The sequence below is a fragment of the Kutzneria sp. NPDC051319 genome, assembly GCF_040682195.1.
Classification (GTDB): Bacteria; Actinomycetota; Actinomycetes; order Mycobacteriales; family Pseudonocardiaceae; genus Kutzneria.
In genome coordinates, this window is sequence record NZ_JBFBAM010000030.1 from 21,098 (window position 1) to 35,646 (window position 14,549).

At 70.4% G+C, this 14,549-nt stretch carries 12 protein-coding genes; 8 read left to right on the forward strand and 4 right to left on the reverse strand.

All coding sequences use genetic code 11. The features are described from left to right. Nucleotides 1-7 precede the first annotated feature (7 nt). Genes AB0M73_RS26975 through AB0M73_RS26985 form a run of 3 tightly spaced genes read left to right on the forward strand, consistent with a single transcriptional unit; the run spans nucleotide 8 to nucleotide 3,155 of the window. A complete protein-coding gene (locus AB0M73_RS26975) occupies nucleotides 8-907 on the forward strand; it encodes a sugar ABC transporter permease (protein ID WP_363895720.1) in 900 nt (299 codons plus the stop codon). Further along, a complete protein-coding gene (locus AB0M73_RS26980; protein ID WP_043722743.1) occupies nucleotides 904-1,743 on the forward strand; it encodes a carbohydrate ABC transporter permease in 840 nt (279 codons plus the stop codon). Before AB0M73_RS26975 ends, AB0M73_RS26980 begins: the two co-directional genes overlap by 4 nt. A gap of 20 nt (nucleotides 1,744-1,763) precedes the next feature. After that, nucleotides 1,764-3,155, forward strand: a complete 1,392-nt coding sequence (locus tag AB0M73_RS26985; protein WP_363895723.1) for an ABC transporter substrate-binding protein — start codon at nucleotides 1,764-1,766, stop codon at nucleotides 3,153-3,155. A 106-nt stretch (nucleotides 3,156-3,261) separates the two neighbouring features. On the opposite strand, the gene sthA is transcribed toward AB0M73_RS26985, so the two are convergent. Continuing rightward, entirely contained in the window at nucleotides 3,262-4,665 is a 1,404-nt protein-coding gene (sthA, locus tag AB0M73_RS26990) for a Si-specific NAD(P)(+) transhydrogenase (protein WP_363895726.1), read from the reverse strand. 76 nt (nucleotides 4,666-4,741) lie between these two features. Between sthA and AB0M73_RS26995 the strand changes: the two genes are divergently transcribed. The 3 genes from AB0M73_RS26995 to AB0M73_RS27005 all read left to right on the forward strand — a co-directional run bounded on the left by AB0M73_RS26995 (nucleotide 4,742) and on the right by AB0M73_RS27005 (nucleotide 7,649). Beyond that, nucleotides 4,742-5,539, forward strand: a complete 798-nt coding sequence (locus AB0M73_RS26995) for an alpha/beta hydrolase (protein WP_363895729.1) — start codon at nucleotides 4,742-4,744, stop codon at nucleotides 5,537-5,539. 1 nt (nucleotide 5,540) lies between these two features. Next, on the forward strand, nucleotides 5,541-6,095 hold the full coding sequence (locus AB0M73_RS27000) for a TetR-like C-terminal domain-containing protein (protein WP_363895732.1): 555 nt from the start codon (nucleotides 5,541-5,543) through the stop codon (nucleotides 6,093-6,095). A 159-nt stretch (nucleotides 6,096-6,254) separates the two neighbouring features. After that, nucleotides 6,255-7,649: a hypothetical protein gene (locus AB0M73_RS27005; protein ID WP_363895735.1), complete on the forward strand. Its 1,395-nt coding sequence runs from the start codon at nucleotides 6,255-6,257 to the stop codon at nucleotides 7,647-7,649. Here AB0M73_RS27005 and recG read toward each other — a convergent pair. Next, nucleotides 7,646-9,829, reverse strand: a complete 2,184-nt coding sequence (gene recG / locus AB0M73_RS27010; RefSeq protein WP_363895738.1) for an ATP-dependent DNA helicase RecG — start codon at nucleotides 9,827-9,829, stop codon at nucleotides 7,646-7,648. The two genes, AB0M73_RS27005 and recG, sit on opposite strands and share 4 nt — an antisense overlap. Nucleotides 9,830-9,905: 76 nt before the next feature. Here recG and AB0M73_RS27015 point away from each other — a divergent pair, with 76 nt between their 5' ends. Further along, nucleotides 9,906-10,523 carry a TetR/AcrR family transcriptional regulator gene (locus AB0M73_RS27015; protein WP_043722735.1) on the forward strand — a complete coding sequence of 206 codons (618 nt, stop codon included), beginning with the start codon at nucleotides 9,906-9,908 and terminating at the stop codon, nucleotides 10,521-10,523. Continuing rightward, the gene (locus AB0M73_RS27020) at nucleotides 10,520-11,398 is read left to right on the forward strand and encodes a phosphotransferase (RefSeq protein ID WP_363895742.1); all 879 of its coding nucleotides are present in this window, start codon (nucleotides 10,520-10,522) and stop codon (nucleotides 11,396-11,398) included. The genes AB0M73_RS27015 and AB0M73_RS27020 overlap by 4 nt, the downstream gene beginning before the upstream one ends. Nucleotides 11,399-11,405: 7 nt before the next feature. Here the strand turns inward: AB0M73_RS27020 and AB0M73_RS27025 are convergent, their stop codons facing one another. Continuing rightward, a complete protein-coding gene (locus AB0M73_RS27025; protein WP_363895745.1) occupies nucleotides 11,406-12,584 on the reverse strand; it encodes a Glu/Leu/Phe/Val dehydrogenase dimerization domain-containing protein in 1,179 nt (392 codons plus the stop codon). 264 nt (nucleotides 12,585-12,848) lie between these two features. Beyond that, nucleotides 12,849-14,426, reverse strand: coding sequence for a DAK2 domain-containing protein (locus tag AB0M73_RS27030; RefSeq protein WP_363895748.1), 1,578 nt, complete (start codon nucleotides 14,424-14,426; stop codon nucleotides 12,849-12,851). Nucleotides 14,427-14,549 lie beyond the last annotated feature (123 nt).

The window sequence follows — 14,549 nt, forward strand, 5'->3', positions numbered from 1 at the left end:
CGCATCCGTGTCACCCTCAGTCATCAGCCGCTGGAACCCGCGGGAAGTGTCGCTCACCGTCCTGTTCCTGGCCCCCGCGGTCGTCGGACTCGGCGCCTTCGTGATCTTCCCGCTGTTCCAGGCGGTGTACCTGGCCACCATGGGCAGCGACATCCTCGGCAACCCCACCCGCTTCGTCGGCCTCCAGCACTTCGAGGAGCTGTTCACGCCCGACTTCGGCGCGGTGCTGGGCCGCACGGCCGGCTTCACCCTGATGGTGGTGGTCGCCGGCGTGGTGCTGCCGATGGCGCTGGCCGTGCCGCTGAGCCAGCGACTGCCGGGCATGCGGGTCTTCCGCACCCTGTTCACGCTGCCGTTCGCCTACTCCGCCTCGGCGGCGTCGGTGGTGTGGCTGCTCATGCTCAATCCGGCCATGTCCCCGGTGAACTGGCTGCTCCAGCTGATCGGCGTGACCGCGCCGGGCTGGACCACCGACTCGGGCTGGGCGCTGGTCACGGTCGCGGGCGTGACCGTGTGGATGGTGTCCGGCTTCAACCTGCTGGTGCTCGCCGCCGGTCTGGCCGGCCTGGACGAGCAGGTGCTGGAGGCGGCCCGCATCGACGGCGCCTCGGGCGTCCGCCACTTCACCGGCATCGTGCTGCCGATGATCTCGCCGAGCCTGTTCTTCGTGATCGTCACGACCACGCTGACCGCCCTGCAGAGCCTGGGCCAGCCGCAGGTGATGACCGACGGCGGGCCCAACGGGGCGACCAGCACGCTGGTCTACTCGATCTTCAACCAGGCCTTCCACAACAACAACAGCAACTACGGCCTGGCCAGCGCGCAGGGCCTTGTCCTGCTGGTCGTCGGCGTGCTGCTGGCCGTCGTGCAGTTCGGCGTCATCGAGAGGCGGGTGCACTACCGGTGAGCCGGTTGAACAGTCCGGGGCGTGTCACCAGCACGCTGACCTATGTCTGGCTGATCGTGGCGGCGGTCGTGCTGCTGTTCCCGATCCTGCTGACGGTGCTCGGCGGCTTCCTGCCGTCGATCGACCTGCTGCGCCAGCCGCCCAACCTGCTCGGGCACTACACGGTGGACAGCTATCTCGGCGCGCTGCGGCAGACCGTGGTGCCGCTGCTGCCGGCGTTCGGCAACTCGCTGTTCGTGGGCCTGGTGATCATGATCGCGCACCTGGCGACCTCGTGCCTGGCCGCGTACGCGCTGGTGTTCCTGCGCACGCCGCTGCGGACCCCGCTGTTCTGGCTGTTCATGGCCACGATCATGGTTCCGTACGAGGCGATCGTGGTGCCCAACGCGCTGTTCGTGCGCAGCCTCGGCATCGGCGACAGCCGGTTCGCGCTGGTGCTGCCGTTCCTGGCCAACGGGTTCGGCGTGTTCCTGCTGCGGCAGGCCTTTCGGCAGTTCCCGGGCGAGCTGCGCGACGCCGCCACCATCGACGGCTGCGGGCACTTCCGCTTCCTGTTCACGATCCTGCTTCCGGGCTGCCGGCCGGCCATCGCCGCGCTGGCCGTCTGGTCTTTCCTACAGGGCTGGAACATGTACTTCTGGCCCCTGATCATCTCGTCGACCAACAACTCGCTGAACACCCTGCAGACCGCGGTGTTCGCCTTGCGCAGCAACGACAGCGCCGATCCCGGCCTGTTGCTGGCCGGCATCACGATCACGCTGCTGCCGACCCTGCTGCTCGTGCTGTTCGGCCAGCGCTGGCTGGTCCGCGGCTTCACCGCCGGAGCCGTGAAGTGACCTACCTAGGGAGAATCCAGGTGCGAACCAAGTTGGGGCTGGTGGCCGTCGCCGTCGCGGCCGCCACCGCCGTCACCGCGTGCAGCTCGGCCGCGAGCTCCGGTGGGTCCGGGGCCGGCGGCGACGCCCTGTCCGCGCCGGCCGCCAACGCGCTGGACGGCAAGGGCGAAACCGACATCACGTTCTGGCACGCGATGACCGGCACCAACGGCGAGACGCTCAAGAAGCTCACCGACCAGTTCAACGCGGCCAACCAGGGCAAGGTCAAGGTGACCCTGGCCTTCAAGAACAACTACGACGACACGCTGTCGGCGTACAAGAACTCGCTCAAGGGCGGCGAGCTGCCCGACCTGCTCCAGGTGTACGACGTCGGCACCCAGTTCATGATCGACTCCAAGGCCACGGTGCCGGCGCAGTCGTTCATCGACGTCGACAAGTACGACGTGTCCGGCATCCAGCCCAACATCGCCGGCTACTACTCGATCGGCGGCAAGCTGTACTCGATGCCGTTCAACACCTCGATGCCGCTGCTGTACATCAACAAGGACGCCTTCACCAAGGCCGGCCTCGACCCCAACAAGCCGCCGACCACGCTGGACGAGATCAAGGCCGACGCCGAGAAGCTGACCGTCAAGGACGGCAGCGGCAACACCACCCAGTACGGCTTCGGCGCCTCGCTCTACGGCTGGTTCCTTGAGCAGTGGACCGCGGTGGCCAACGCCTCGTACTGCAACCCGGACAACGGCCGCAACGGCCGCGCCACCGCCGCCAACTTCGCGACGGACAACAACGTGAAGCTGCTGACCTGGTGGAAGTCCATGGTCGACCAGGGCCTGGCGCTGAAGCTGGACAGCGACACCAAGAACGGCGACTCCGCCTTCGTCGCCGGCAAGGACGCCATCACGCTGGAGTCCACCGGCTCGCTGGGCGACTTCACCAAGGCCGGCTTCCAGGTCGGCACCGGCTTCTACCCGAAGATCAACGCCTCCGACGCGGGCGGCCCGATCATCGGCGGCGCCTCGCTGTGGATCGTCGGCAAGGGCAAGGACGACGCCCACAAGCGGGCGTCCTGGGAGTTCGTGAAGTTCCTGGAGAGCAAGGACTCGCAGGCCACCTGGCACACCTCGACCGGCTACTTCCCGGTCAGCAAGGCCGCGCTGGACACCGACGTGGACAAGCAGTGGGTGGCGTCCAAGCCGCAGTTCCAGACGGCCATCACGCAGCTGCAGAACACCAAGCTGACCACCGCGACCCAGGGCTGCCTGTTCGGCGTGATGCCCCAGGTGCGCAAGGCCGCCGAGAACGCCATGCAGGCCGCGGTGCTCCAGGGCAAGGACCCCAAGCAGGCCCTCACCGACGCCGCCGCCTCCCTCACCCAGCCCATCAAGGACTACAACGACTCGGTGAAGTGAGGTAACCCCCTTCGCTACGTGAGTGGCTCATTTCGCATTTTCGGGGCACCTGAGTGGCTCAGGTGCCCCTGGAGCGAAAATGAGCCACTCACGTAGCGATCACGGCTCACTGCGACAGGCGTTCGATCTGGCGGATCTTGTTCATGGCGTCCAGGGCGGCGACCTTGTAGGACTCGGCCAGGGTGGGGTAGTTGAAGACGGCGTCGACGAGGTAGTCGACGGTGCCGCCGCAGCCCATCACGGCCTGTCCGATGTGGATCAGCTCGGTGGCGCCGGTGCCGAACACGTGCACCCCGAGGATGGACCGGTCCTCCGGCGACACCAACAGCTTCAGCACGCCGTAGGAGTCGCCGATGATCTGGCCGCGGGCCAGCTCCCGGTACCGGGACACGCCGATCTCGAACGGGATGCGCTCGTTGGTCAGCTGGTCCTCGGTGCGTCCGATGAAGCTGATCTCCGGAATGGTGTAGATCCCGATCGGCTGCAGCGTGGACATGGCCTGCACGGTCTCGCCGCACGCGTGGTACGCCGCCAGCCGGCCCTGCTCCATCGAGGTCGCGGCCAGCGCGGGGAAGCCGATCACGTCGCCGACCGCGTAGATGTGCGGCACCGAGGTGCGGAAGTACTCGTCGACCTCGATCCGGCCGCGCTTGTCGGCCTGCAGCCCGGCCTTGTCCAGCTGGAGCACCTCGGTCATGCCCTGCCGGCCGGCCGAGTACATGACCACCTCGGCCGGGATCTTCTTGCCGCTCTCCAGCACGGCGATGGCGCCGCGCTCGTGCCGCTCGACCGCGGCCACCGTCTCGCGGAAGCGGAAGGTGACGGCCAGGTCCCGCAGGTGGTACTTGAGCGCCTCGACGACCTCGCCGTCGCAGAACTCCAGCATCCGCTCGCGCTGCTCGACGACGGTGACCTTGGTGCCAAGGGCCGCGAACATGGACGCGTACTCGATGCCGATCACGCCGGCGCCGACCACGATCATCGACTGCGGCACCCGCTCCAGGGCCAGGATGCCGTCGGAGTCGATGATGGTCTTGCCGTCGAACTCCACTGTGGCCGGCCGGGCCGGCGCGGTGCCGGTGGCGATCACGATCTTGTCGGCGGTGACCGTGAGCTCGCGGCCGCTGCCGTCGACCACCTCGACGGTGTGCTCGTCCACGAAGTGCCCCATGCCCGGCAGCATCGCCACGTGGTTGCGGGTGAGCTGGCTGCGGATCACCTCCACCTCGCGGCCGATCACGTGGTTGGTGCGGGCCAGCAGGTCGGAGACGGTGATGTCCTCCTTGACCTGGTAGCTCGCGCCGTACATCTCGCGCTGGTTGAGTCCGGTCAGGTAGAGGACCGCCTCCCGCAGTGTCTTGGACGGGATCGTGCCGGTCTGGATGCACACCCCGCCCACCATGTCCCGCCGCTCCACGACCGCGGCCCTCTTGCCCAGCTTGGCCGTCGCGATGGCGGCCTTCTGTCCGCCGGGGCCGGACCCCAGCACCAGCACATCGAAGTCGCGCACGCGGCCAGTCTGCCCCTTGACACCGTAAGCTAATGCCATTAGCTTTTTAGCTACACCAGTTAGCCAGGAGGCGACGATGAACACCAGGTACCTCGACGTGAACGGCGGACGGATCGCGTACGACGAGACCGGCCCCGAGGACGGCCAACTCGTGCTCTGCCTGCACGGACTGGGCGAGACGCGCCGGTCCTACCGGCTGCTGACGCCGCTGCTGGCGGCGGCCGGATACCGGGTCGTGACCACCGACATGCGGGGCTGCGGCGAGTCCTCCGCCGAGTTCGCCGACTACTCGCCCGAGGCCGTCGGCGCGGACACCCTGGCCCTGCTGCGCCACCTCGGCCGGCCCGCCGTCGTGCTCGGCCACTCCTACGCCGGCGCCTCGGCCGTCTGGCTGGCCACCGAGGCCCCGGAGCGCGTCCGCGGCGTGGTGCTGCTCGGCGCGTTCGTGCGGGACGCCAAGATGAACCCCGTCATGGGCCTGCTCGCCAAGATGGTCGCCCGCAGCGCTGTGCTGTGGGGCGCCTACTACAAGACGCTGTACCCGACCCGGAAGCCCGCCGACTTCGACGCCTACGTCGCCTCGTTGAAGGCCTCCCTGCGCCAGCCCGGGCACCTCGCCGCGCTGGCGGCGATGATGGGCGGGTCCCGCGCGGACGCTGCCGCGAGGGTGCCTCGGGTGACCTGCCCGGCGCTGGTTGTCATGGGCACCAAGGACTCCGACTTCCCGGACCCGGTCGCCGAGGCGCGCTGGATCGCCGACACCCTCGGCGGCCCGGCCACCGTGGACATGGTCGACGGCTCCGGGCACTATCCGATGACCGACGCTCCCGACACCACCGCCGCCGCGATCACCGCTTTCCTCAAGGAGGTCTGACATGCCCCGGGTCGGCCTGTCCCCCGACGCCGTCGTCGACGCCGCCGTCGCCGTGATCGACGCCGACGGCCCGGACGCGCTGAGCCTGGCCGCCGTGGCCAGCCGGACCGGCGTCGCCACCCCGTCGCTGTACAAGCACGTGTCCAGCTTGGACGCACTGCGGACGCTGGTGCAGTTGCGGGTGATCACCGAGCTGGGGGACGAGCTGGCGCGAGCCGTGCTCGGTCGCAGCACCGACGACGCGTTGCGGGCCTTGATGAACGCCTACCACGGCTACGCCGTCACCCACCCCAACCGGTACGCCGCGCTGCCGCAGCAGCCCCGATCGGACCCGGCGCTGGCCAAGGCCGGTGACCGCGCCATCGAGGTGATCCTGGCCGTGCTGCGCGGATACGGGCTGGAGGGTTCGGCGGCGATCCACGCCACCCGGTGCGTGCGGGCCGCCATGCACGGCTTCGCCTCGCTGGAAATCTCCGGCGGTTTTCAACTGGCGGAGGACCTCGGGGAGAGTCATCGTCTACTGGTGAACACCGTGGTGGCCGGCTTCGGCCGCTGAAACCGTTGGCAACAGCGAGAAAAACGGCGGGTATACCCGTCAATTCCGTCAAGCAAACCACTCGTTCGGGTCTTTTTTCCACGAACGGTGAGGCGGAGATCACTTTTCAAGGTCATCAGCTCTTAACATCGGCCTGTCGGCCGCTGGAGGGAGCACCACATGGCCACTTCATCGGACCCGTCGGGCATCACCCGACGCGGCGCGCTGCGCACTGCCGGCGCCCTCGCGGTGACACTGCCGGCGGTCGCCGCCGGAACCGGCGTCGCGTTCGCCAGCCCGCCGCCGCTGCCCAGCGGGCCGCCGCACCCTCCGGGCCGGGTCGTCACCCAGACCCCGATCCTGTACGGCGACCAGTTCCCGGCCGGCGCGATCTGGCCGCCACCGCCGTACCAGATCACGCAGGCCCGGATCCAGGAGATGAAAAACGCCGGCCTCAACTTCTTCATCACCGGCAACTACCTGGACGACGGCTACATCGTCTCCCGCGCCCTCGGGATGGCCGACGCCGTCGGCGGCATGCACGTGATCGTGCGCGACGACCACGACATCGCCAACCTCGCGCGCTGGTTCACCATCACCGACGATCGCTCGGTGCCGATGTCGGTCAGCACCGCCGACGCCGCCGCCATGGCCGCCCGCGCCTTCGGCGTCTACGCCTCGCACCCGTCCTTCGCCGGCTTCTCGCTGCTGGAGGACACCGAGCCCTGGACGTACGGCAACCTCAACGCCGTGGTCAACGCCCTGCGCTCGGCCAACCCGTACTACCTGCGCTACAGCAACCTGCCGCCCGGCTCCGGCCCCGGCTACCAGGCCACGCTCGTCGACTACGTGAACCAGACCAACGCGCAGATGCTGTCGTTCGACCGGTATCCCATGATGGCCGACGGCTCCACCGACCCCGGTTTCGTCAGCAACTGGGCCGACGTCCGGGCCGTGGCCAACCAGGTCGGCAAGCCCGCCTGGGGCTACGTGCAGACCTGCGGCTTCGACGGGCACCGCTCCCCCAGCTACGACGACATCGCGTGGCAGGTCAACACCAGCCTGGCCTACGGCGCCAAGGGACTTCAGTACTTCCCGTACTGGACGCCCTCGCCCGAGCGCGGCGGCAACTTCCAGCCCGCCATGATCGACTCCCTCGGCCGGCGCACCCAGCACTACTACGACGTGCAGGACATCAACTCCAGCATCCTCGCCGGCATCGGCAGCCAGCTCCGGGCCATGACCTCGGAGTCGGTCACGCACGCCAACGAGACCGCGACGCCGGCCCGCAGCGCCCGCTTCGGCCCCGACAACTACGTCACCGAGGCCTCCGGCGACGCCGTCGTGCTCAGCCGCTTCGTCGACAAGGCCGGCGGCCGCTGGCTGTTCGTGGCCAACCGCTCCAACCGCGCCGCCGCCAAGGCCACCGTCAAGCTCCGGTCATCGGCCGTGGCCCGGGTGTCCCAGTTCGACACCCGCTCCCGCACCGTCACCGCCCAGCGCGACCCCGGCGGCATCTCCGTGTCCCTGCGTCCCGGCGCTTCCGCCCTCTACCACCTGGCCGCGCACAGCTAGCTCTTCTCCAGGAACTCCGCGCGGGAGGCATCGACGACCTCCCGCACCATCTGCGCGAGGCCGGGGTGCTCGACCAGGTCGGGGTCCTCGCCGACGACCCGCTGGGCCTCGGCGCGGGCCTCCTCGATCACGTCGAGATCGTCCAGCAGGGACAGCATCTTCAGTCCGGACTTCACGCCGGACTGGGCCGCGCCGAGGATGTCGCCCTCGCGGCGCAGCTCCAGGTCCATCTGGGCCAGCTCGAAGCCGTCCAGGGTGTCGGCGACGGCCTGCAGCCGCTGCATGGTGGAGCTGCCGGCCGGCACCTCGGAGACCAGCAGGCACAGGCCGGGGGCGCTGCCCCGGCCGACGCGGCCGCGCAGCTGGTGGAGCTGGCTGACGCCGAACCGGTCCGCGTCCATGATCACCATGACGGTCGCGTTCGGCACGTTGACGCCGACCTCGATCACCGTGGTGGCCACCAGGACCTTGACGTCGTTGGCGGCGAAGGCCCGCATCACGGCGTCCTTGTCCTCCGGCGGCATCCTGCCGTGCAGCATCTCGACCCGCAGCCCCTTGAGCGGGCCGCCGGTGAGCCGGGGCAACACGTCGGTGACCGCGAGCGGCGGCCGCTGGTCGCTGTTGCCGCCCTTGGGTTCCTTGGGTTCGGCGTCCTCGTCGTCGCCGATGCGCGGGCACACCACGTAGGCCTGGTGCCCGGCCGCGACCTCCTCACGGATGCGTTCCCACGCCCGCCGCAGCCACTCCGGCCGCTCCGCCACCGGCACCACGGAGCTGGTGATCGGGGACCGGCCCTGCGGCAGCTCACGCAGCGCCGACACCTCCAGGTCGCCGTACACGGTCATGGCCACCGTGCGCGGAATCGGCGTCGCCGTCATGACCAGCACGTGCGGGCTGACGCCCTCGCCGGACTTGCCGCGCAGGGCGTCCCGCTGCTCGACGCCGAACCGGTGTTGCTCGTCGACCACGACGAACCCCAGTTCCGCGAACGACACCTTGTCCTGGATCAGCGCGTGCGTGCCGACCACGATGCCGGCCGCACCGGAGGCGATGTCCAACATCGCCTGCCGCCGCTGCGCCGTGTTCATCGACCCCGTCAGCAGCACGATCCGGGTCGCCTGCTCCGGCGCGCCCAGCTCGCCGGCCGTCGCCAGGTCGCCGAGCATCTCCCGCAGCGAGCGAGCATGTTGCGCCGCAAGGACTTCCGTCGGCGCCAGCATCGCCGCCTGCTTGCCCGCGTCCACCACCTGGAGCATGCCGCGCAGCGCCACCAGCGTCTTGCCCGAGCCCACCTCACCCTGCAGCAGCCGGTTCATCGGGTGCGTGCCGCCGAGTTCCTCGGCCAGCACTTCGCCGATCTCGCGCTGGCCGTTGGTCAGCGTGAAGGGCAGCCGCTCGTCGAACGCGTCCAGCAGGCCACCCGTGCGCCGCGCGCTGGGCTTCGCCGGCCGGGCCGCCGCCGACTTCCGCCGCTGCGCCAGCGCGAGCTGGATCGACAGCGCCTCGTCCCACCGCAGGCGGCGCTTGGCCTCGTCGATCGCCTCCTGGGTGTCCGGGAGGTGGATCAGCTTCAGCGCCGACATCAGGTCGAGCAGGGCATACCGCTTGACCAGGTCGCCCGGCAGCGGGTCGACCACGCCGTCCCACATGCTCAGGACCTGCTCCACGCAGCGGGCGATGCTCCAGGTCGGCACGCCGTGGACCGCCGGGTAGACCGGGATCAGCTTGCGGGCGAAGGACGCGATCGCCTGCTCGCCGTCCTCGCCTTCGCCGTCGAGCAGCTGGAACTCCGGGTGGGCCAGCTGCATCGTCTTGTTGAACTTGCTGACCTTGCCCGCGAACAGGCCGCGGGCCCCCGGCACCAGCTTGTTCAGGTTGGCGATCTTCTGGCTGAAGAAGACGAGGCTCAGCGGCCTCGTGCCGTCGGTGACGATCACCTCGGTCATCGTGCCCCGCCGGGCCCGCATCGGCTTTTTCGTCATCTTGGCCACGTCGGCCAGCACCGTGACGTGCTCGTCCAGCTCCAGGCTGGCGATGGAGGTCAGCTGGCCGCGCTCGTCGTACCGGCGTGGGTAGTGCCGCAGCAGGTCGCCGACCGTGCGCAGGCCCAGTCCGTCGGCCAGGGCCACTGCGGTCTTCTTGCCCAGCAGCGGTTCGAGGGAGTCGTCGATGGCAGTCATCGGGTGCTATTCAACCCCGTGCCCCTGACACCGCTAATCTGGCCGCCCCTGCGAGCCCTTGCCTAGGAGCTGCCCCATGCCCCGCCCCAGCGTCGAGGCCGAGCGGCGGGCCCAGATCCTGCGCGCCACCTGCCAGGTCATCGCCGAGAGCGGGCTGCGCAACCTGCGCATCTCCGACGTCGCCCGGCTGGCCGGCGTCTCCGGCGGCACCGTGCACTACTACTTCGACACCAAGCAGGACCTCGCCCAGGCCGCCTTCGAGGACTGCTATGAGCGGTCCCTGGAGCGCCGCCGCTGGCTGCTCGACTCCCGGGCCGACTCCCTCACCCGCCTGCGCCAGATCGTCGACTCCTACGTGCCCGGCACGCCCGAGACCATCGAAGCCTGGAAGGTCTGGGTCGAGTTATGGGCCGAGAGCCCCCGCTCCCCCCGCCTGCGTGAGCTCAACGAGCGCCTCTACGGCGACTGGCGCCGCATCGTCGCCGCCGTCGTCCGCGACGGCCAGTCCCGCGGCCAGCTCGCCGACGGCGACCCCTTCGTCCTGGCCAACATGCTCGTCGGCATGATCGACGGCCTCGCCGTCCAGGTCCTCGCCGGCTCCCACTCCCTCACCGCCGGCCGCATGCGCGCCACCTGCCTGGCCTTCGTCGACACCGTCCTGGCCCGCCGGCCGTCCGCTAACGTCGTGGAGTGACATCGGACGTGACCGTGTGGTTGAGGGCTCGATTCGGTCCCGAGGTCGATGCCTGGGTCGACGCGATCCCCGCCCTCGCCCAGCAGTTGGCCACACGGTGGGAAATGCGGCTGGGCGAGATGTTCGCCGGCGGGGCCTCGTCGGTGGTGTTGCGGTGTGAATGGCCGGACGGCACGCCCGCGGTGCTCAAACTCAGCCCGGATCACGCGCTGCTCGGCCGGCAGGTCGAGATGCTGGGTCTGTTCGCCGAATCGTGCCGGGTGCCGGCCGTCCTGGCCGCCGATCCGGCACTGGGGGCCATGGTCCTTGAGGAGATCGTGCCCGGCACCGAGGCCGAGCATCTGCCCCTCGATTCCCTGCCCGGGCAATGGGGCGAGCTGCTGGCCGCCCTGCACTCCGTGGCGCCGCCGGAAACCTGGCCATGGGACCTCCGTTGGCGGTGTGACGAGTCCTTCGCCCGCGTCGGCCGCCGCCTGTCCGACCCGCTGATCAGCCCCCATGTCAGCGCCGACGTCTGGCAGCGGGCGCAGGGCCGGTGCCAGGCGCTGCTGGACACTCAGGACCGGCGGGTGTTGCTGCACGGCGATCTGCACCTGGGCAATGCCCTCGACGGCGGCCCGCGCGGCCTGGTGGCCATCGATCCCAAGGCGTGCGTGGGCGATCCCTGTTACGACGCCGTCGACTACGTCGTGGCCGGCGCCGGCCATGACGGCATCGCCGTTCGCTGCGAGCAGGTCGCGGCGGCCTGCGGCCTGGACGGCGACCGGCTTTACGCGTGGGGCCAGGTCATCGCGCCCTTCGCCGCCATCGGCCAGCTGTACGACAACGCCCCGCAGGCAGTGGTCGACGAACTACTGGCGTTCGCCCGAGGTTAGTGAGCGCTCACGCCGCGGAGCCGAACTTGGCGTCTATGTCGCGGACGGCCAGGTCGGCGATGCGGGCGGCGGCGGCGCGGGGGGTGACGGCGGCGTGGTCGGCCTCGTCGAGGACGGCGGTGACCAGGCGGCGCATGGTGGAGCGGATCTTGCGGAAGGCGCTGTCGGAGTTGGGCTGGACGTCGCCGAAGAGGGTCCACCACCACCAGCTGCCGCTGGCGGAGTTGGCGACGACGTCGGGGATGACGAGGGTGCCGCGGTGCACGAGGCGGCGCTCGGCCTCGGGCAGGACGGGCATGGTGGCGGCCTCGACGACGACGCGGGCCCGGACCTGGTCGACGTTGCGCTCGTCGACGGCGTAGGACACGGCGGCCGGCACGAGGACCTCGGCCTCGACGTCGAGCCACTTCTCGCCGGGCAGGAGATGGTCGCCGGGGGCGAGGTCGTCGCGGTCGACGGTGCCATGGGCGTCGCGCCCGCGCAGCAGGCGCTCGACGTCGAGACCGTCCTCGTTGGCCACGATGCCCTTCACGTCGGCGATGCCGACGACCTTCACCCCGGCCTCGGACAGGAACCGCGCGGTGGAGCCGCCGATGGCGCCGAAGCCCTGGACGAACGCGCGCACATCCTGGACGGGCAGGCCCAACCGGTCCAGGCCCGTGAGGGCGGCCTCGGCCACGCCGCAGCCGCCGACGAGCTCCTTGAGCCGCAGGCCGCCGACCCGGACCTGGGAAGCCTTGCGCAGCCGGGCCCGCGCGGCCCGCTCGTCGTCGAGCAGGGGGTACACGGCCTGGATCGACGAGGAGAAGCCGAGTTCGGCCAGCGCCTTGTCGATCGTGGACTGTCGCAGGCCGAGATCCTCGCCCATGGTCCAGAACTGCTCGACGTACGGCCGCATCGCGGTCAGGTAACGGCGCAGCACCTCGGTGGCCCGAGGGTCGTACGGATCCCAGTCGATGCCGCCTTTCGCGCCGCCCAACGGGATGTAGCGACCGGCGGGGTCGTAGTTCAGCGCCTCGCGGACGGACATGCCGGCGGCCAGGCCGCGAACCTCGTCCAAGGTGCAGCCCGCGCGCATCCGCAGCCCGCCACTGCTCACGCCACGCACCAGCCGGTCGATCACGAGATAGCCGTGGCAGCCGGTCACGGGATCGGTCCAGGTGACCTGAAGGTAGGGTTCACGCACCGGGCCACCTCCTCGCTGGTGACGTGCGGATATGCAGGTACCGCACAGTTGACCCGACACCTGACTGATGTGTCAATCAACGCGCCCCGACCGCAACCGAGGTGTCAGCTGCCGGACACCAAAGGGGTCGAGGCAGCGCCGCAACGGGTCGTGAGGCGGTGGCGACGATGCGTGCGCGGGCGACCGCGATGGTCGCTCACGGTGATCGCGCCGTCACCGCGGAAATCCACTGTGGACGATCCGAAGAGAACCGTCCACAAGGGACTATTCGACGCCGACGAGCGCGACCGTGCCCGGCTGGCCGCCGGCGTATCCGGTCAGCTCCGCCTCGGGATGGCTCAGCCGCAAATGCCGACCCAGTTCCTCGTCGAGGCCCGCCGGAGCGTCCGCACCGGCGAAAACGGTCACCAGCTCGCCCCCGCCGTCCAGCATCCGGTCCACCAGGCGGCAGGCGGCGGCGACCAGATCGGCCGGCGAGGGCTCGATGAGGACGACCTCGCCGTCGATCATGCCCAGCGCGTCGCCGGGCTGGCAGCGGCCGACCCAGGTGATGGCCTCCCGTTGCGCGATCACGAGTTCCCCACGCCTGGTCGCCGCGGCGGCCTCGGCCATCGCGACGACGTCGTCGCCGGAACGCCGCGTCGGGTCGTGGACGGCGAGCGCGGCGAGGCCCTGCACCGGCGAAGCGGTCGGCACGACGACAACGTCGCGGCCGTCCCGTTCCGCCGCCTGGGACACGAGATCGGCCAGCCCGATGTCGTTGGGCAGCACGACAACCTGGGCCGCGCCGGTCTCGGCCAGCACGTCGACCAGATCGCCGACGGCCGGTTCACGGCCGTCCCTGAGCATCAGCACCGAGGCGCCCTCGGCCCGGAACAGCTCGGCGGCGTCCTCGCCGGCGACGATGGCCACCACCGCCCGGTCCCGCGCGAACTGGGCCCGCTGCGCGGCGAAGCGGGTGACGGTGATCCGGTGCGGGCGCCCGTTCTCGACGCCGACCTCGATCGCCGCGCCGACGTCGTCGCAGTGCACGTGGACCGACCACAGCCCGTGACCGTCGCCGGCCACCACGACGCTGTCACCGAGCCGGGCCAGCCGCTCGCGCAGCACCTGCTCGTCGGCGAGACCGTCGAGCAGGTACATCACCTCGTACTCGAAGCCGCTGCTCTCGTGGACCAGGGCGGTCCTGAGTGCGCTCATCGGTGGCAAGTCGTGTTCGACGTCACTGTCGAGGCGCTCGGACACCACCATCGCCAGGGCGTCCAGGAGCAGCAGCAGCCCCCGGCCGCCGGCGTCGACGACGCCGCGCTCGGCCAGCACGGCCAGCTGCCGCGGGGTGTCGGCAAGCGCTTGCGCGGCGGCCTTCGCCGCGGCGCGCGCCACGTCGTCCAGCAGGTCGGAGGCACATTCCTCGGCGGCGTCGGCGGCGGCCGTGAGCACGGACAACACCGTGCCGGCGACCGGCTTGGACACGGCCGCCGTGGCCAGTTCGTCGGCCCGGCGCAGGGCACCCCTCAGGGCGGTGCCGCTGACCGTACGAGCGCCTTCCCAGCTCTCGGCCAGGCCGCGCAGCACCTGCGAGAGGATCACGCCCGAGTTGCCCCGTGCGCCCGCCACAGCCCCCTTGGCCAGCGCCGACACCGCCGTGCCGACCGCGTCCGCCGGGTCACCGACCAGGGCGTCCAGCGCCGACCGCATCGTGTGCAGCAGGTTCGTGCCGGTGTCGCCGTCGGCGACGGGGTAGACGTTGATGCTGTCGATGGCCTCGCGGTCCGCGTCCAGCGCGCGCACCCCGGCTGCCGCCCACCGGCGGACCGCGTCGGCGTCCAGCGCCTGAAGCACGTCCGACCCCTCCTCTCCCAGCCCTCCGCGGCGAGGGTAGCGGGGCCGGTTTGGAACCCCGACGGATCACCGGTTACCCTGTTCTGGTTGCTCTGGTCCGTGCTTGGTCCGGATCAGCGCGTC